Here is a 17,927-nt window from a genome sequence, read left to right as displayed (position 1 = left end):
CACTCCTCAGCTACCGGGCGGGTGATACCAGCCACCGCACGCTAAACAAAGGGGAGCGGCACAGAGCCCTAAATTCGATTAAATCCACCCAAACCAGACGAACGTGAATACCTCTTACGCTCCCCTGGCTGCCGACTCCATGCTGGGCCGAGACTCGGCCGCGACCAGGCCGTCCGACCGTTGGCGAGCCCGGCCGATCGCGACAGTTGCCGCCACCAGGCCGAGGGCCAGCGTCAGTCCGGCGCAGCCGAGAATGGTGGGCTGGGCACCGAAGCTGGTAATCATCGGTCCGCCGGCAAGGGTGCCGAGCGGCACGGAGAGAGTCGCGATCGCGCTGTACGCGGCGATCACCTGAGCTCTCGTACCCCCCTCGGTTTGGGCCTGCAACAGGGCCATCGTGGTAGCGGGAAAGGGGGCCCAGACAAGCCCTCCTACCGCGAACATGATGAGCGCCACCCCCATCGGCGCCCCGGCACCCAGCGGCAGTAGGGCGACGCCCCAGGCCAGCACGATGGCGATGGTGACCGGCCACAGTCGCCAGCGCCGCAGGTAGCCAGCGGCGAAACCGCCGACGATCGCGCCGGCACCGAAGACCACCCAAAACGCGGCGAGACTTCCAGCTGAGTCGCCGAACGCCGCCCCAACGTGGACCGGCAGCGCCACCAAGATCGGCCCGTAGAGGAAGAAGAAGCCGAACGTCAGGATGGAGAGACCACGTATGCCGCGGTCCCGTGAGATCGCAGCGAAGCCGGCGAGACCGGACGACCTCCGCGCTCCGCGCGGAGCGTGCGCCGCCTTGGGCACGGCGAGTAGGTAGGTGATCGCCAGAACGCCGAACGTCGCGGCGTCAATGGCGATAACGACGACCGGGCCGCCGAGCCCGATGATCACCGCCGCGAGCGCCGGGCCGACCAGGACCGATGCCTCGACCAGGAGACCGATGAGCGCGTTACCCGCCAAGCGGTGCTTCGGCGGAAGTAGTTCGGCGACGAGCGTGAAGCGACCGGCCGACCCCCACGACCGCAGCAGCGCGGAGAGTCCGAGCAACACCGTGTACCACCAGATGTCCAGCACGCCGGCAAGGTGCGCAACCGGAATCAGCGCCAGCATCACGGTCCGCAGAACCGCGTCCCACCCGGCCAGTTGGGCACCGCCGCGGCCACCGAGCCATCGACCGAACAGCACCGACCCGAGCGCCCCCGGCAGGGTGTAGGCGGCGATCGCCACCGCGGCCCAGGTGGCCTTGTTTTCCGGTGGGGCCAACTGCAGGGCAAGCCAGCTGACCGCGACCAGGCTCATGCCATCACCCAGTGCCGACAACACGAACCCCGGGAACAGTCGCCGCAGAATGCGATGCTGCAACACCGGCCAGTAAGGCGAAGCCCGAATAGCAGTGGGCACTCCTTTTCGATAAACCACCCGGGAAGCATCCCCCCACCACCCACCAGTCGCAAGAAAGTTAGCGGTCAGCAGATCTGTAGCCTCGACTGAGGTGAATTTCGGGGCTACCCCCAACCGACCCTCACCCCGGGCCGGGGGGGCACGAGCAGGGTGCCGAAGCTCGTCGCAGTCCCATCCCTCATCCCGGCCCAGAAGCGGAACGACCAGGCAGGAGCGGCGCGGGACCGCCACGACACCGGCCGCTGACAGGCCGCCAGCCCGCCGGACAACCACGCGCCGAACGCCGTCGAATCAGTAGGGCGACGGGCATTTCGACGGGCACACACCCGAATGATCACCGACCACCGGGGGGCACCGCCCACAATCAAGAATGTGGGTTCACATCTCGTCACGCCGGTCACTCACCCACAGAGCAATCTGCGATAACGTTTTGATCATGCCCAGGAGCTACCCGGCCGCTAGAATCGACTAATCACCGGCGGGCCGATATAAATTGTCGAGATCGTGATTCATGGAGGAATCACAATCTCGCCGATCGCGCCGCAAACGCTGGGCCTACCCACCGATCAAATTGCATCTCACTTGAGGGGAGGGTCATGTCCGCCACCAACCCGCACCCGGTCCCGAACGAGGACCCGGAGCAGCACATCGGGATGCAGACCCCGGATCCATGGCTAGACCCTGAGCAGACCGACTGGCCAGTTGTGGAGGTGAACATCGATGGCATGGATGGTGGTACCGAACCTGAATGAAGCTCGTGATCAACTCAACAAGCGATTCCCCAAGCGGGACACCAGGTCAGACGGCTCGATCGGCGACACCTCCCACCAGAGCTCCCCATCGAGCCACAACCCGGACCGGACCGGTCGGGCGGAGTATCGCGACGGCGACAACCTCGACGAGGTACGGGCCCGAGACTTCGACGCCGACCTGCACGACCCGCACGGGGTCACGATGGAACAGGTCGTGCAGCTGTGGGTGACACTCGCCCGCTCCGGCGCCCTGTGGTGGGTGCGGTACATCATCTACAGAGGCCGGATCTGGCACCGCCGGCACAATTTCACGACCCACACCTACACCGGCTCGAACCGGCACACGACCCACTGCCACGTGAACTCTGACTTCACCCAGGCCGCCGACACGGTGCGCGGCACGAACTGGCGGCTCGACCAGCTCGGCAAACCGGGAGCGGTCAAGCCCGAAAAGCCGGCCCCGGTCCGACCCGCACCGGGGCCAGCGGTGTCATTCCCGCTGCCGAGCGGCTACTACTTTGGCTCCCGTAGCGGAGGAGATCGGTCGGTGTCAGGGTACTACCGCCGAAAATTCAACGGAAAATCGGACCGACAGTGGCTGGCAATGTGGACCACACAGCTCACCCGCCGAGGCTGGCCCGCGGGCAAGGGAAAGCGGTACCTCCGCCGGAACGGCCACGACGGCACGTATGGCCCGGAGCACCGAGAGCTGATCAAAGCGTTCCAGGCGGATCAGGGCCTCAGCAGAGACGGGCTACTGGGCCGCAAGACGTGGGACGCCGCCTACCGCAACCCGATTCGGTGATCATCCGGCCGGTCGGGGCGCGCCACAGCACGGCGCTGGTCACCGCCCGCGCGGTGAGGAACGACAGCGCAGGATCGGACGCGGCCTTCGGTCATCGCCAAGGTGGCTGGAACGAAGTTCCGCCCCACCGCGTGCTCGCGGTGGGGCGGAACCCTGGGTGCTCTGCGCGGAGTGTCAGCCGGCGCAGCCGGGGACGTCCACGCAGTTGTTGGGTCGGTTCTTGACGACCACGGTGCCGGTGGCGGTGTTCAGCTCCACCGTGCCGAGGGTGTTGAAGATGCCCCCGCCATCGGTGACCGCAATGTTCTTGACCACCTGCGTCGCGAAGAGCGTCAACGTGCCGGAGTTGAAGATGCCGCCGCCCTCGTTGGCCTGGTTTCCGATGACCTTGGTGTTTCGCAACACGGCTACTCCCGAGTTGTCGATCCCTCCACCGATGTCGAAGGCGGTGTTGTTCTTGATGAGGCTGTCCTCGATGACAGCGATGGTGTCCAGCACTTCGGCACCTTCCACGAACAAGCCACCGGCGACACCCGTCAGCGCGGAGTTGTCGGTGAGGCTGACCTTTCGCAGCGTCAACTGCCCGCCTTCGCCGACGCGGATACCGCCACCGTTTCCACTGGCGGTGTTCTTCGCGACCCTGGTGCCGGTCAGCCCACCAATTCCGCCAAGTTGATACCACCCTCCGCCCGCGGAGGCCTGGTTGCTGGAGATACTGCCACCCTTGACGGTGACGGTGCTACCGCTCTGGTAGATACCCCCGCCGCTGTCGGCGATGTTGTTGTCAATGTGCGACTTGACGATCTCCAAGAGGCCGGTGCTGAAGATCCCACCGCCTTGCTCGCTGGTGGTGTTCCGGTCGACCGTGGAGTGCTTGACCCGGGTGACGCCCAGGTTGGCGATGCCACCGCCGTCGCCATCACCCTGGACGATGTTGCGGGTGATGACGCTGTGATTGGTGGTCAACGCTCCCCCGGCGTTGACAAGGACTCCCCCACCGTTGCCGTCGGTCTGTCCACCGGTCACCTTCAGGTGGTTGAGGGTGAGGTCACCACCGGTGTTGACGATGAAGATCCGGAAATCGTCGACGGCGGCGGCGCGTTCGATCGTGGTGTTCTTGCCGCCGTTGAGGGTGATCGGGGTCATGATCGCGGGTAACCCGGCACCGTCGATGTCGGCGGTCAGCAGGTAGGTGCAGTCCTTCGCCAGGTCGAACACGCCACCGCCGGTGGCGTTGGCGGACGTGATAGCCGCGATCAGCAGATCGGCGTCGCAGGGGACCGGCGTGCCCTTCGGCGTAACCTTCTTCCCCTTGCCCCTGTCGCCCTTGCTTCTGTCGTCATGCGTGGACTTGCCGTTGTCCCGGCGGCTGTCCCCAGGCTGGGTTTCGGCGCTGGTGGCGGCGCGTCCGGCAGCGCCGACGGCCGGAGCCGTCGCGACGCCGACGGTGGTGAGGGCCAGCCCGGCTACCCCGGCCAGGCTGACCGTCCACCAGCGCGACCGCGCCCGGCGATCGCCTGAGCGGTCGGCCCCGGTTTCGTGGGTGTGATGCTGCTGGTTCATCGCGGTGTCGATGTCCTTCCCCCCGTGAACGGCGAGGAAGGGCCGACCCAGGTCAGCTTCCTCGGCTACCAGGCAGGCGGTAGCAGCCATCTCAGACGCTAAACCGACACTGACCCCAACCGAACATGAATCCGAAAAAACTCCTAAAACAGACAAGGGTGTGCGGTGCGTGGCCGGCGCCCGCCCGTGGTCCGGCCTCCGGCCACAGGCCCCTTCGTGACCTGGCCCACCTGATTACAGGACCAAATGCCCTGTCGCCTCCGGCCGGGCAGACCACAGGATTGCCAGTGCCGACAGGCTGGCTGAAGGGCAGGAAACAGGTGGAACTTCCGATCATCATTCAGGGCGGGATGGGCGTCGGTGTCTCCAGCTGGCGGCTGGCCGCCGCCGTATCCGCCGCCGGCCAGCTCGGGGTGGTGTCCGGGGTAGCACTCGACGCGTCACTGGCCCGCCGGCTACAGCTCGGCGACGAGGACGGCACGCTCCGGCAGGCGCTGAGCGCATTCCCCGCGCCGGAGGTCGCCCAACGGGTGCTGGACCGCTACTTCGTACCGGGGGGAATCCCCGCCGACAAGCCGTTCCGACCGGCACCACTGCTGAGCATGCGGCCCCGACGACACGCGAACGAGCTGGCCGTGGTCGCCAACTTCGTCGAGGTCTACCTGGCCAAGCAGGGCCACAGCGGCGTCGTCGGCATCAACTACCTGGAGAAGATCCAGCTCGCCACCCCCGCCGCGGTGTACGGAGCGATGCTGGCCGGGATCGACTACATCCTGATGGGTGCCGGCCTACCCAGTGAGATCCCGTCCCTGATCGACGCCCTGACCCACCACCGGCCGGTCCAGTTGCCCGTCGCCGTCGAGGGCAGCCCGGCGGGGGAAGCCCACACCGTCGCCTTCAACCCGCCTGATGTGACCGGCGAGCAACTACCGCCCCTCCCACGGCCGCGGTTCCTGGCCATCGTCTCCGCCGCGTCCCTGGTCAGCTACCTTGCCCGCAGCCCCCGTACCTGCCCCGACGGTTTCGTCCTCGAAGGGCCCACCGCGGGCGGCCACTCCGCTCGGCCACGCGGCAAGATGGTCCTCAACGATAACGGCGAACCCGTCTACGGCGAGCGGGACCGGATCGACCTGGCCAAGGTAGCCGCAGCCGGGCTGCCGTTCTGGGTCGCGGGCGGGCAGGCCGACCCGCGGCGGGTGGCCGCCGTCCAGGCGGCCGGAGCCACCGGTGTTCAGGTCGGCACCGCCTTCGCCCTCTGCCACGAATCCGGAATCAACCCCCAGCTACGGCGCCAGCTGCTCCAGCGGGCCACCGACGGGCGGCTCACGGTCCAGAACGATCCGGCCGCCTCCCCGACCGGTTTCCCCTTCAAGATCGCCCAGATGGAGGGGACCGCCGCCGAGGACGGTATCTACCAGGCCCGCGCTCGCCGGTGCGATCTGGGATATCTGCGCACCCCGTACCTGCGGCCGACCGGTCGGATTGGCTTCCGGTGCCCGGCCGAGCCGGTCGACGACTACATCCGCAAGGGCGGCGCGGCGGAGGACACCACGGGTAGCCGCTGCCTGTGCAACGGACTAATGGGCACGATCGGCCTGGGCCAGCGACGCGCCGACGACGGCACCGAGCCACCGATCATCACCATCGGCCAGGACATCGGCGTCCTCACCGAGCTGCACCGGCGATTCGGGGAGGACTACGCGGCCACCGACGTGCTCCACTATCTGCTCGCGGCAGCCCCTTCCGGTAGCTGACCGTACCGGCTCCGAGAACCTCCTCGGTGACGTCGCGTACCCAGTGGGCCTTGTCCTCGATCGACCAGTGGCTGCGGGTCCAGCCGGCGTGTTGTGCCGGTTTGGCCTGGTGTAATCGACAGCAGGCCAATAGTCAGGCACTGCCGTCGAGATTGACGACCTGGCCATCGAGGGTGTTGGCGGTAGCATCGGCTCGTGACACACCCCAGACCACGGACGAAGTTCCCGTTTCGGTCCAAATAAAGTGTTCTGTCAGGCTACCGGGGTGCGACTGTACCGCACCGCCGATCGTCTGGTGTGTCGTGGTTCCCGCGACGTGGATGCCGACTGTTTCTCCACCATATGTATACGCCCCGAACAAACTGCAGCTCGTGCAATTTCTCATCAGGAATCCTTCGGTACTGAACACCTCGGCGCCGCAGCTAGTAAGGGAAACAGCCCTGCATCCGAAAAGCGCGTAGCCGCGCCCGCCCTTGTCGCAGGCACACCCGGTCAGGGACGAATAGCTCACGGTGTCCAATTCGTAGCCGTTCTTAACATTCCCCAGGGCGTAGCAGGAATCGAACGCCAGAGAGGTCGCTGCCTTTACGATGGTACGGTCAGAATCCAAGTGGGCCTTTGTGACATAGAATCCGTCGCCGCCGTTATTGACGGACTGGACCCGGGTGACCCTCGACGCGATCGGCGCCCCGAGGTAGACGCCGCAGTCACCCCAATTTTTCACGACACAGTCTTCAATGGTAATGTTAGTTATATTTACGAAATCTTCGGGAGTCGATGGATTTGTGGCTGGAGTGAGGCGGATCCCAGAGCTGCCTGCAGCCCGGATGCCGATAAGGGTAATTCCAGCGATGACTACGTAGTTGATGCTGTACGCGCTGGTTGAACTGATGCCGTGGCTGGTACCGACTTGATAAATCTTGGTGGATCCGGCACCAGACCCAACCAATCTCTGGTTGCTGTGCATCACAATCGGAGCGTTGATATGGAAATCCCCGGGCATCAAAATCACCTGTGCGCCACCCGGTATTAGCGCGTCCTGGATAGCCCTACGATCGCTCTCGCCGCTGGTGTCTCCACTTGGCGCGAGCGCAACTAGCCCTGCCGCCGCGGCATGAGCAGGCGCCCCCTGGCCAAGGATCGCCGCACCGGCCGCCATGCCAACTCCCGCAAGGGGCCCGGCGATCATCCCTCGACGACTGAACGACGGCATTTCCTTCGGTGTCACATCGCTCCTATTCGTCTGTAGCCTACGGCGGAGGAACAACAAAGGCGACCGTCCATCGCACCCGTCCCACGTCGCATACGCTGCAGACTTCAATCAAACTATCGATTTAAAAGTTCGGGTGAACCCGAAATATCCACAGTATCATTTGCGCACCGCGTTACGCATGGAGCGGGTCTGAGGCCACCAACCCGAGTACCCAGGGCCCCACGGCGCCCGCTGGATCGTGACTGTCAAGGCCAACCAGCTCAACCTGCACACCCAACTCGCCGCCCCACCCTGGCGGGCCGTCCCCGACACCGCACGCGACACCGACCGCGGACACGGCCACCGCGAGGTCCGCACCTGCAAAATCCGGACAATCTCCACCGGGATCGATTTCCCGCACGCCGCCCAGGCCCTGCAGATCCGCCGCCGCAGACACCGCCTCGACCAACCGAAACGCTTCACCACCGAGACCGTCTACTCCGTCACCGACCTGCAAGTACACCGGGCCAAACCGGCACAACTCGCCGGCTGGACCCGCAGCCACTGATCGATCGAGAACAAGGCCCACTGGGTACGCGACGTCACCTACGACGAAGACCGATCCCCAATCCGCACCGGCACCGGACCACAGGTCATGGCTGCCCTCCGCAACGCCGCCATCGGCGCACTCCATACCGTCGGCATCACCAGTATCTCCGCCACAAACCGCCATCACGCCCGCGACAGCACTCGCCCGTTGGCACTACTCGGCATCACCTGACATCTTTGCCGGGGCCCTGCGGCCCCGGGCCGACAGCAGACACGAGATGATGGCGAACGCCCGCAAGGTGATCCGCCAGAGTGCCCGTCAGGGCCGCCGTCGGCGATCCGGCAGCCTCCGTGGAAAAGGTGGCGGTGACAGCGAGGGCCAGGCCCTCGACAGCGGCGCCGGCAACGAATCCGGCGGCGCGCCGTAGCTCTGGTGAGCCATCGCACGACGGAGCCCCGCCCCTACCGCATCCGGCAGGAGCGGGGCCCGGGTGAACTTTGACCCACGCAGGGTCGCTAGCCGGCGCAGCCGGGAACATTCACGCAGTTATTCGGACGGTTACTGATAACGGTGGTGCCGGTGGCCGTGTTCAGGGTGACGGTCCCACCCACGTCGTTGACGATGCCCCCGCCGTCGGTCACGGCAAGGTTGTCGGTGACCGTCGAGGCGAAGAAGGTCAGCGTCGCTGCCGCGAGATTCTGGACACCGGCGCCCGTGTCGGCCTGGTTCCCGTCGAGCTTGGTGCCGGTCACCGTGGTCATGCCAGCGTTATAGATGCCGCCGCCCTGGGCGCCGGCGGTGTTGTCGACGATGCGGCTGCCCGTGATGTCGGCCGTGGACTCCTCGTCGACAATGAGGCCGGCACCGGTTTCGGCGGTGTTGCCGGCGAGGACGACTTTCTGCAGCGTCAACTGACCCAGCAGGAAGACACCTCCACCAGCATCGGCAGCGGAGTTATTCTTGATGTGGCTACCGGTTACCGAGCCGATTCCGCCATCAACGATGAAGAGACCAGCTCCCTGATCGGACCAGTTGCCGGAGATGGAGCTCTTGGAAACCTCGACCGTTCCTGCCGTGCTCCCCATACCGCCTCCCGCGAGGGTGCCGGTGTTCGCCTTGACCTCAGACTCGTTGACGGTTAGTAAGCCCGTGTTGTAGATGCCGCCCCCTTCCAGCGGGGCAGTGTTACGGCTGACGATCGAGCGCTTGACGGTGGTGGTCCCGTTGTTGGCGATGCCGCCACCATTACCGCCGGCGATGTTGCGGGTGACTGCGCTGTGGCTGACTGTCAAACCCCCGCCCGCGTTGACCAGGATGCCGCCCCCGTCGGTACCCGCCGTGGTGGTCTGACCGCCGATGATCTTCAGGTGGTGGAGGGCGAGGTCGCCACCGGAGTCGACGGTGAAGATCCGGAACTGGTCGGCGGCGGTGGTGGCGCGTTCGATCGTGGTGTTCTTGCCGCCGTTGAGGGTGATCGGGGTGATGATCGTGGGCAGACCGGCACCGTCGATGTCGGCGGTGAGCAGGTAGGTGCACTCCTTGGCCAAGTCGAACACACCGCCGCCCGCAGCGTTGGCGGACGTGATCGCCGCGATCAACGCATCCGCGTCACACGCGACGGGAGTGCCGGTGCCGACTCCGTCCCGGCCGGGCGCGATGGGCCCGGAGCCCGCATCGGTCGCCGCGGTGGATCCCGGCACGGGCTGGTTCGGTTGAGCGTGTGCGGCGGTGGCCAGAACGGCCGTGGTAAACGCCAGGCCGGTCAACCCCGCCATCCCGACGGCCCACCACCGTGGGGGCCGCCTATCTGTGCGGGTAGAGCTGTAGGCATGTCGATGAGTTGGCATTGCGGTCTCGATGTCCTTCCCCGTGAACGGCGAGGAACCCACCACCGCAAGGGACACGAGGGTGGCGTGTTCCTCAGCTACCAGACAGGCGGTAGCGGCCCGCCCTCGAGCTAAACCGACATCAGGCCCATAGGACAGCTAACGCGAAGAAAATACGCGAAAGAAGCTCCCATATTGCTACCGGCGAGTTGGATCTCCTCGAGCCGCTGGAGCTGATGGCCGTTCTGGTCGAAGTTGCTCGGGTCAAGCCACCGTTCGTTCCTGGCACGAATCGCTGGCCACTCCGTATCGAGCATGGAGTACCAGTCGGTGTCCCGGTTCCCGCCCCGGACGATCACGTGCTGGCGGAACCGCCCCTCGTAGGTGAAGCCGAGCCGCTGCGCGGCTCGACCCGACGGCTCGTTGCGGCTGTCGCACTTCCACTCCACCCGGCGATACCCCAGTCGCTGGAAGACGTAACGGAGCATCAGATGGATCGCTTCGGTCGCGGCGGTCGACCGCCGCCTTTGACCGCCCCCACAGGACCCCGGAGATTTCGACTACACCCGCGTCCGGCAAGCAGGAGGAGAAAGTGGCAAGCCCGGATGCGCGGTCACCCGCAGGAACGAACGCAAGGAGGTGCACTCAGCGTGCTCCGCGAGGGGACGCAATACCCGCTCCTCGAACTCCGCGATGTTCTCTGGCTGGGGCACGGGCCGATAGATCCACAACGCCCCGCTTCCTGGTCCACAAACCGCAGCGAATAGGGCATCTGCGTGACGCAGACTGATCGGTTCCGCCGTCACGTACCGTCCTGCCAGCGTTCCGCGTCCTGGCAGTGGACGGGTTGACCAGTGCGGAGCCGGCGCACCAATCTGCTGGCCGTACCGGTTTCCCTCCATGCCGTGAACCATAGGCACACCGCGCGACTGGGGCTCACCGCCCAGCACCAGCACCAGCACGCAAGCGAACGACGAGCATCCAGCACACCAGTAGCGCCGCACCCGCAGCACCGAGGAGGACAGCGAATGGCGCTGCGACATCAGCCACGCTGACCCACCCCGGCACCCCGGCGTCGTGGACGACACCCAGACGTTTCGGATCACTGCCGTCGTTCGGCGGGGCTACCGCCCAGCCACCACCGCACATGGCGAGCATCCCGCAGACCAGCCCGATAAACCCGGGGGACCGCGATCCAGCCAGCCTCGCCCGCCTTGCCGCAATCCACAACACCGGCACCAGCACGACCGTCAAAATCAACTGAAAGTACGCGAAGGCCAACTCATACAAAGCAGCAATCGACCCGTTCATGCTACGGCCGTAGTTCATAAGCTCATCGAAGTTGCGAAGATCCCAGATCGTTACCCCCGCATTGATCAGCAGCCCGGCACTGAGCACACCGATGGGGAGCGGCAACCAGGTGAGCTGCCGTCGATGCGGGGGTAGCTGCCGTCGATGTGGAGGTAGGCGAGGGTCGATTGTCACCGCAGCAACGTACAGAACCGTGTCCTGCATGACCGAATCCAGCCAAAAATTCGACTAATCATCGCCAGCGTGCTGCGATGTCGTGAAATCGGGCATCGGGGCGAAGTTGAAGCGAAGGTCCTCTTAGTTCAGGGTGGGCCGGCATGCCAACGAGCTCACCTGAGTGTCGGGCTGCTCACGCGGAGCGCCCGATTCCTACTGCCTCCGACCGACGTGAAACTGATCACGACAGGTCCCGTCGAGATGCTCGGTCGGTGAGACCCGGGGCCCACGCTCATGCTGGCTACCCTGTCCTCAATGGCAGCGGGCTTGGCATGGGGGCGATGTGAGCGCAGCGCGCGGGAGGCGGGAGTGGATCCTCGACACCCTGCTCTGGGCCACGCTCAGCATGCCGGTTGCCTACAACCAGATCAGCCGCTCTCCCGTACGGGTCCCTCCGACAATCTGTCGCAGCTGGCCGACCGAGCCGTCTACCGACCGTCCAGGAGACCCTCACCAACGCCACCCGACACGCGCCCGAAGCGGCCGTGCACATCACCCTCCGACACACCGCGGACGCCACCACAGCCAAGGTGGTCAACGATCCGCCGCCGGCCAGGCTGCTGCCCGACGCGCGGCAACCAGACCGGATCGGGCCCCTGGCCACCCGCTGCACGGCCAGCCCACCAGGATCGTTGCCAGATCCGAGGCGTCGGACGAGATCGTTCGTTCGGTAGCCAGTATCTGTTGTTGCGCGGTCTCGTCAAAGATCACGCGAGGAACGATTTGGCGGTACCGGTGGCAGGTGCATCGATACGACATTCGTACGGCTGGCGCGGTGGCGGACCTTCTGCCGGACCACACCATCGAGGTCGCCGGCCAGATGCTACTTGTCTGGCGCCGGGGTCGGCGAGGTCCTCAACCTGCGCCGCGGCTGCGTGAGCCTCGACTTCAGCACCGGAATCTGGATGATGCACGGTCTCTACTTCAAGGGCGCCGAGGACGAGGACGGCAACAAGATCCCCGAGGACCTACCCCGGCCGGAGCCCGGGGTCGTCACCGAGCCCGCCGCCCAAGCGGCGACCCAAATCAGGGCGTTAGTCAGATGTCATTGAGGTCAAACACGCCAAGAATATTGCTGCCATAGGCGAACGAATACAAGCTCGCCTCGACGACAACGAGACCACGAAACATTCCGGTATCATCGACGATCTGCAGGGCCGGCTTGAGGTGTCCAGCATAGGGCGAACCGCCACCGATACAATGGTCCGCGTTGACGCTGTATAACTGGTGATTGTAGTACATCTTCCGGTCCGCACCACTCCCGGCCAGGTAAATCTTGTTACTTGGCACCGTCGCACCGGCATCGTCCTGCGTGACCGTCGAGAGGTTTATGCAGTTCATACTGCACAGGCGGATTGGATTGTAGTCGTCGGGCCAGTGGACCTTTTGCGACATCGCCGGGAACTCTGTGATCCTGCCGTAGTTGTTCTCTACCCCAGGGCCGGAGTATGTGCCATGAAGGTTGTAGATGTCGGTGACACTGACGCCCGTCCTGAAGTTCGTCGCACTCCCCCAACCAAAGCCGCGATTGGCGGTCGGATGGCTCGCCAAGTCGACCTTTGTGACCGTGGCCATGTTCGTAAATTTCCACCGCTCGGTCTGGGAGTTGGTCGTCCACTGGACGGTTAAATCGTTGCCAGACACCGACCAAGTGCCATACAACTGCTTAGGCGCGGCCTCGAATCCAGCGGCCGTATAGACCGGGCAGGCGTGAACGCGTCCCGACGTGGTGAGTCCGGTCGCCGCTCGGCCTACCAGGGTCTTTGCATTCCACGCCCAGTAGTCCGCCCGGGCAGTACCGTCGGGCCGGAGGCTGTATTCGGCCAAGCGAACGAAGGACTCGGTGCCCACGTTCCGCATCAAGGCCACGGTGTAGTTGGCGCGCCCACCTGGCGGAACCGACACAGCGTGTGCAGGCGTGGGAGCAAAGGTCAACACCGCCACCGCGGCCAGCAGCATCACCCTCAGACGAGACCAGCAGGAGCGCCTGCCCCGATCCAGATCACCACAACACCCTCCGTACTTTTGACTAACAGTCCTACGCAAGTAGCCAGCAGCAGCGCGGCGGCCGACAGCCCGGCGGCAGCAAGCTCTACGCAAGGTCAACAACTTAGCCTATCTGGCGTCGGCGGACCCATCAGCGGCCCGCATGCACAGGCGTAGCGCTGGCTTCGCGGCAATTCAACGTTCACGGCGATGCCGGCTTCGGCACGGCGGGCAGGGTCTTCCCGCCAGCCGCGGTCCGTGCGTGCGGCAGGACTCCTGCACGATCCAGAGCGACGCCGACCGTCCGCAAGAGGAAGTCCACTTACCCCCAGACAAGGAGACAAACATATCCGAGGCCCAAAGCCAACAACACAGTTGTTGCTCAAATATGGCCTATGCAGGGGAGCTGAGCTGCGCAATCTCCATAGAAGATGTCACACAGAACTGGCGGAAGAACCTCGTTCAACGTCCCGAACGCTGGGCACTCATCCACCTCACCCGGAAAGGCGCCCCGGAGACACCGCCTCGGCCAAAGACCGAGTTCTACGGCACCATCCACACTCTCGTGCAGGCCCTCCAAGAGACAGCCTGAACATCGGGAACACAAACTCGTCTAGCCCAGACCTGTCACCCACGTACCGGAGCAACGTCCTCCGGTACGGGAAGGCACTCCGCCAGCAGGGCCACGATGTCGAGCCAGGCCCGCTGCGCGTGCCGCTGGTGGTAGCCGACGCCGGGAAGCACAGTCTGGTCGGCTCCCATCGGTGGGTGGTGGAAGGCGTGCAGGGCGCCGCCGTAGACAACGAGACGCCAATCGACGTCCGCGGCCTGCATCTCGGCGGCAAATGCGTCCCGTTGGGCCGGCGATACGATCGGGTCCTCCGACCCGACCCCAGCCCACACCGGGCAGCGAATGTGCGCCGCCTCGCCCGGCCGGCCGGTGGTCATTGCGTTAATCGTTGCGATCCCGCGCAGATTGGCGGCGGCTCGGCCGAGTTCCAGCACGATGGCTCCCCCGGTGCCGTAGCCGATGGCGGCAATCCGCTCCGGGTCGGTCCGTGGTTCGGCGCGCAGCACGTCAAGCGCTGCGTGGCCGATGCCCCGCATCCGGTCGGGGTCAGCGAGCAGCGGAGTAAGGCGTGCCAGCATCTCCTGGGGGTCGGTGAACCAGCGTCCGCCGTGAATGTCGAAGGCCAGCGCCACGTACCCCAACTCCGCGAGGGCGTCGGCCCGGCGGCGCTGAAAGTCGTTGAGCCCCGGCCCCTCGGGTCCGACCAGGACCGCTGGCCGGCGGTCGACGCCGACGGGCAGGGCGAGGTGCCCGATCATCGTCAGGCCGTCGGCCGGGTACTCGACCGAACTCGTCGTGATGGACGTCATAAAGCCGGACTATAGCGATCGTCGAGACCGGTCCGGCAGATGTTTTCGCCACTGGCAGATCCGCCGAGACCAAGAAGGAAGCCCCTCCTCCTCCGGTACGCACAACGCTGCTCAGCTCAGGACGTGCTGGAGGTAGCGTGCTGTCTTGGTGTCGGCAGTGACCAGATCTGCTGGTGTGCCGGTGGCGACCACTCGGCCACCGGCAGGGCCGGCTCCCGGGCCCAGGTCGATGATCCAATCGGCGCGTGCAGCGAGGTGGAGGTCGTGCTCCGCCACCACCACGGTGTTGCCGGCGTCGATGAGGACGTCGAGGGCTTCGACGAGGCGCTGGACGTCGGCGGGGTGCAGGCCCGTCACCGGCTCGTCCAGGACGACCAGGCCGCGTTTGCGGCCCCGGTTGCCTCGTTGGATCGTGGTAGCTAGTTTGAGGCGCTGTGCTTCGCCGCCGGAGAGGTCGGTCGCGCTCTGGCCGAGGGTGACGTAGCCGAGGCCCACCTGGCGCAGGGCGTGGAGTGTGGCGCCCAGGGAGTCGGGGTCGGTGAAGAACTCCGCGGCTTCGTCGACGGTCAGGTCGAGTACCGCGTCGATGGAGAGGCCTTGGTACTCGACGTCCAGGACCTGCTGGGTGAAGCGGCGGCCCGCGCAGGTGGTGCAGGTGACCCAGACGTCTGGCAGGAAGTGCATGTCGACGAGTTTGCGGCCGTGGCCGGAGCAGTCCACGCAGCGGCCACCGGCGGTGTTGAAGGAGAATGTGGAAGCATTCAGCTCGGCTTTGCGGGCGTGGTCTGTGGAGGCGAACAGGGTGCGGATCGCGTCGAAGGCCTTGCTGTAGGTGGCGGGGTTCGACCTCGGGGTGCGGCCGATGGGGTCCTGGTCGACGACGGCCACCCAGGCGACGGGTGCTGTGTCGTCGGCTTCGACGGCGGAGGCGAACGCGTGCAGCAGGCTGCTCTTGCCGCTGCCGCTCGGGCCTGTCAGGCAGGTGAGTCTGCCCTGGGGCACCCGTACTTCCGCGACGTCGACGTTGTGGTTGCTGATGTCGCGGACGGTGAGCCAACGGGCTGAATCGGCGTCTCGGGTCTTGCGTTCGACGCGTCGTTTTCGGCCGGAGAGGTAGGCCGCGGTCGGTGAGGTCTCGTGGTGGGCCGCTTCGACCGGTGGTGCGGAGATGAGGAGGTGACCACCGTCGCGGCCGGCTCCCGGTCCGATGTCGACGACCCAGTCGCAGGCCTTGACGATCTCCGGGTCGTGTTCGACGAGCAGCACGCTATTGCCGTTGTCCCGCAGCGCCTTCAGCATGTCGAGGACATCTGCCTTGTCTGCGGGGTGCAGGCCGGAGGTGGGTTCGTCCAGGACGAACGTGATGCCTTCAAGCGGAGTGCTGAGCTGCGCTGCGAGGCGTGCGCGTTGCAGCTCGCCGCCGGAGAGGGTCGAGGCCTCGCGGCTCAGTTGCAGGTGGGACAGGCCGGTGCGGTGCAGGACGGTCAGGCGGGCGCCCAGTTCGCGCAGCAGCGGGAGGCCGACCGCGCGATCCTGGTCGCCGAGTTCGGCTTCGGCCTCGTGCACCCAGTCGATGAGGTCTGTGCCGGTAAGTGTGATCAGTTCCGGATAGGTGCGACCGCCGACGGTGACGGTGCGGGCCGCCTCGCCGAACCCACTGCCAGCGCATTCCTGGCAGGGCGTCATGCGCATGTACCGCTGGTAGCGCTGCTTGCTCGTCTCGCTGCCCGCGTTGGCGAACACGCGCTCCACCTCGGCGAGGGCGCCGCGCATCGGCTGGCTGCTGCTGTAGGTCCACTCGGTGCCGGTGGCCCGGCTCGGAATGGTGACGCTGGTGTCGATGACCTGCTCACCGGTGCCGTGCAGGACCGCGTGCTGGAAAGTCGCTGGCAGGTCGCGCCAAGGCACGGACAGATCGACGCGGTGCAACTCGGCGAGGGCGGGAATGAACGAGTGCTCGCCGGAGCGCCACTTCGCGAACCAATGCGAACCCCCTGAGAACAGGGGAAGTTCAGGATTGTTGATGATCAGCTCCGCGTCGGCGCGCACGGCACCGCCCGCTCCGTGGCACACCGGGCAGGCTCCCTCGGGGCTGAACCTGTCGAAGCTGGTCGTCGCGAGCTCGGCGCCGGTGCGGAGCGCGGGCAGGCGTGAGTAGACCAGGCCCAGGTACGCGTCCATGCCGGTGACGGTGGCCATGGTGGAACGAGAATTGTTGTTTCGTCGGCGCTGGTCGACCGCGAGCGTCGCGCCGAGGCCGGTGATGCGGTCGACCTCGGGCCGGTCGCGCTGGCCGAGGTAGCGCCGCACGAACGGCGAGATGCCCTCGAGGTAGCGCAGTTGTGCCTCGGCGTGCACTGTGTCGACCGCCAGCGAGGTCTTCCCGCTGCCGCTGACGCCGGTGAACGCCACCAGCTTTCCGCGCGGGATTCGCACGCTAATGTCGCGCAGGTTGTGGGTCCGGGCACCGGTGACTTCGATCCAGCCGTGGTCGTCGTGACGCCGCACGTCGTTCGCTCCGTTCACCTCGCTACGAAGAAAGGGTTGAGCAGGAACGCGACATCGCGCCGCACCCACTCCGAGAGCTCGCCGTCACCGAGGATCGCCCACATGATCAGCGCGCCGTTGTACGCCGTCTGCACCGCCCTGGCAAGACCGTCCACATCGCACTCGACGAGCTCACCCTGCTCAACGGCCCGCTCCAGCAGCGACGCGATGCCCGTGCGCATCGACTGGGCGAACCTCACGGCGTGGTAGTGCAGTGCGTCGTCGCTGAGGTCGAGATGCAGGAACGCCACGTGGTTGGCCATCTCCGCGGGGCTGTCCACGTCGCTGCTGAGCGCCGCGATGAATGCGTAGAGGGCTTCGAGCGGCGACTCGTACTTGGCGACGATCTCGGTGAAGAACTCGTCGACCTTGGACGCCTCGTACTCGTTGATCGCGACCAGCAGGTCGTGCTTGGACCCGAACCGCTTGACCAGCGTGGCCGCCGAGATTCCGAGGTCGGATGCCACGTCGTTGAGCGTGACGCGGAGCGGGCCGATGCGGGCCAGCGTGCGGGACGCGCTGATGAAGATCTGCTCGTTGGTGACGGACATCGGTCGCGGGCTCATGGCACGGATAGTACCCGATAAGTGAATTGACGTTTACTAACGCCGCGTCGCGTGATCATCTGACCTCCCGCCACAGCA

The 17,927-nt window shown here is 65.8% G+C and carries 14 protein-coding genes and 1 pseudogene; 5 read left to right on the top strand and 10 right to left on the bottom strand.

Going from position 1 to position 17,927, the window contains the following annotated elements; genetic code table 11:
- Positions 1 to 114: 114 nt before the first annotated feature.
- Positions 115 to 1,365 carry an MFS transporter gene (locus tag AC1UKG_RS19715; protein WP_482642966.1) on the bottom strand — a complete coding sequence of 417 codons (1,251 nt, stop codon included), beginning with the start codon at positions 1,363 to 1,365 and terminating at the stop codon, positions 115 to 117.
- 632 nt (positions 1,366 to 1,997) lie between these two features.
- Here AC1UKG_RS19715 and AC1UKG_RS19710 point away from each other — a divergent pair.
- Together AC1UKG_RS19710 and AC1UKG_RS19705 are read left to right on the top strand one after the other, a co-directional pair.
- Positions 1,998 to 2,153, top strand: a complete 156-nt coding sequence (locus AC1UKG_RS19710; RefSeq protein ID WP_018743396.1) for a hypothetical protein — start codon at positions 1,998 to 2,000, stop codon at positions 2,151 to 2,153.
- Complete coding sequence (locus AC1UKG_RS19705; RefSeq protein WP_018813795.1) at positions 2,131 to 2,958, top strand: peptidoglycan-binding domain-containing protein; 828 nt, start codon at positions 2,131 to 2,133, stop codon at positions 2,956 to 2,958. The genes AC1UKG_RS19710 and AC1UKG_RS19705 overlap by 23 nt, the downstream gene beginning before the upstream one ends.
- Before the next feature lie 174 nt (positions 2,959 to 3,132).
- Here the strand turns inward: AC1UKG_RS19705 and AC1UKG_RS19700 are convergent, their stop codons facing one another.
- A complete protein-coding gene (locus tag AC1UKG_RS19700) occupies positions 3,133 to 4,521 on the bottom strand; it encodes a right-handed parallel beta-helix repeat-containing protein (RefSeq protein ID WP_482642993.1) in 1,389 nt (462 codons plus the stop codon).
- A 320-nt stretch (positions 4,522 to 4,841) separates the two neighbouring features.
- On the opposite strand from AC1UKG_RS19700, the gene AC1UKG_RS19695 reads away from it, so the two are divergent.
- A complete protein-coding gene (locus tag AC1UKG_RS19695; RefSeq protein ID WP_482642967.1) occupies positions 4,842 to 6,275 on the top strand; it encodes a nitronate monooxygenase in 1,434 nt (477 codons plus the stop codon).
- A 133-nt stretch (positions 6,276 to 6,408) separates the two neighbouring features.
- Here AC1UKG_RS19695 and AC1UKG_RS19690 read toward each other — a convergent pair whose 3' ends face one another.
- Positions 6,409 to 7,503, bottom strand: a complete 1,095-nt coding sequence (locus AC1UKG_RS19690) for a right-handed parallel beta-helix repeat-containing protein (protein WP_475889296.1) — start codon at positions 7,501 to 7,503, stop codon at positions 6,409 to 6,411.
- Between the two features lie 223 nt (positions 7,504 to 7,726).
- Here AC1UKG_RS19690 and AC1UKG_RS19685 point away from each other — a divergent pair, with 223 nt between their 5' ends.
- On the top strand, positions 7,727 to 8,035 hold the full coding sequence (locus tag AC1UKG_RS19685; protein ID WP_482642968.1) for a hypothetical protein: 309 nt from the start codon (positions 7,727 to 7,729) through the stop codon (positions 8,033 to 8,035).
- A 497-nt stretch (positions 8,036 to 8,532) separates the two neighbouring features.
- On the opposite strand, the gene AC1UKG_RS19680 is transcribed toward AC1UKG_RS19685, so the two are convergent.
- From AC1UKG_RS19680 to AC1UKG_RS19670, 3 genes and pseudogenes are all read right to left on the bottom strand, one after another.
- Positions 8,533 to 9,792, bottom strand: a complete 1,260-nt coding sequence (locus AC1UKG_RS19680) for a hypothetical protein (protein ID WP_018743392.1) — start codon at positions 9,790 to 9,792, stop codon at positions 8,533 to 8,535.
- Positions 9,793 to 9,974: 182 nt separating this feature from the next.
- Positions 9,975 to 10,346 (bottom strand): annotated as a pseudogene (locus AC1UKG_RS19675) (GNAT family N-acetyltransferase); the annotation flags it as partial.
- A 433-nt stretch (positions 10,347 to 10,779) separates the two neighbouring features.
- Positions 10,780 to 11,259 (bottom strand): hypothetical protein, encoded by a 480-nt coding sequence (locus AC1UKG_RS19670; RefSeq protein ID WP_475889299.1) that lies wholly within the window; start codon positions 11,257 to 11,259, stop codon positions 10,780 to 10,782.
- 938 nt (positions 11,260 to 12,197) lie between these two features.
- Between AC1UKG_RS19670 and AC1UKG_RS19665 the strand changes: the two genes are divergently transcribed.
- Positions 12,198 to 12,422: a hypothetical protein gene (locus tag AC1UKG_RS19665; RefSeq protein ID WP_475889300.1), complete on the top strand. Its 225-nt coding sequence runs from the start codon at positions 12,198 to 12,200 to the stop codon at positions 12,420 to 12,422.
- Here the strand turns inward: AC1UKG_RS19665 and AC1UKG_RS19660 are convergent.
- The 4 genes from AC1UKG_RS19660 to AC1UKG_RS19645 form a co-directional block, all read right to left on the bottom strand.
- Positions 12,409 to 13,329 carry a hypothetical protein gene (locus AC1UKG_RS19660; RefSeq protein ID WP_482642994.1) on the bottom strand — a complete coding sequence of 307 codons (921 nt, stop codon included), beginning with the start codon at positions 13,327 to 13,329 and terminating at the stop codon, positions 12,409 to 12,411. The genes AC1UKG_RS19665 and AC1UKG_RS19660 overlap by 14 nt on opposite strands.
- Before the next feature lie 654 nt (positions 13,330 to 13,983).
- Positions 13,984 to 14,736 (bottom strand): dienelactone hydrolase family protein, encoded by a 753-nt coding sequence (locus AC1UKG_RS19655; protein ID WP_018743387.1) that lies wholly within the window; start codon positions 14,734 to 14,736, stop codon positions 13,984 to 13,986.
- Positions 14,737 to 14,847: 111 nt separating this feature from the next.
- Positions 14,848 to 17,262, bottom strand: coding sequence for an AAA family ATPase (locus AC1UKG_RS19650; RefSeq protein ID WP_482642969.1), 2,415 nt, complete (start codon positions 17,260 to 17,262; stop codon positions 14,848 to 14,850).
- Positions 17,259 to 17,834, bottom strand: a complete 576-nt coding sequence (locus AC1UKG_RS19645; protein WP_018813787.1) for a TetR/AcrR family transcriptional regulator — start codon at positions 17,832 to 17,834, stop codon at positions 17,259 to 17,261. The genes AC1UKG_RS19650 and AC1UKG_RS19645 overlap by 4 nt, the downstream gene beginning before the upstream one ends.
- Between the last annotated feature and the right edge of the window lie 93 nt (positions 17,835 to 17,927).

This window comes from Salinispora sp. CH2A1_6 (assembly GCF_056820975.1).
This window is presented reverse-complemented; position numbering and strand designations above follow the sequence as displayed.

Bases quoted from the DNA above. Each gene is read 5' to 3' on its own strand.
- AC1UKG_RS19705 (WP_018813795.1), top strand. From the start codon at position 2,131: ATGGTGGTACCGAACCTGAATGAAGCTCGTGATCAACTCAACAAGCGA.
- AC1UKG_RS19700 (WP_482642993.1), bottom strand. From the start codon at position 4,521: ATGAACCAGCAGCATCACACCCACGAAACCGGGGCCGACCGCTCAGGC.
- AC1UKG_RS19680 (WP_018743392.1), bottom strand. From the start codon at position 9,792: ATGGCGGGGTTGACCGGCCTGGCGTTTACCACGGCCGTTCTGGCCACC.
- AC1UKG_RS19710 (WP_018743396.1), top strand. From the start codon at position 1,998: ATGTCCGCCACCAACCCGCACCCGGTCCCGAACGAGGACCCGGAGCAG.
- AC1UKG_RS19655 (WP_018743387.1), bottom strand. From the start codon at position 14,736: ATGACGTCCATCACGACGAGTTCGGTCGAGTACCCGGCCGACGGCCTG.
- AC1UKG_RS19645 (WP_018813787.1), bottom strand. From the start codon at position 17,834: ATGTCCGTCACCAACGAGCAGATCTTCATCAGCGCGTCCCGCACGCTG.
- AC1UKG_RS19660 (WP_482642994.1), bottom strand. From the start codon at position 13,329: ATGCTGCTGGCCGCGGTGGCGGTGTTGACCTTTGCTCCCACGCCTGCA.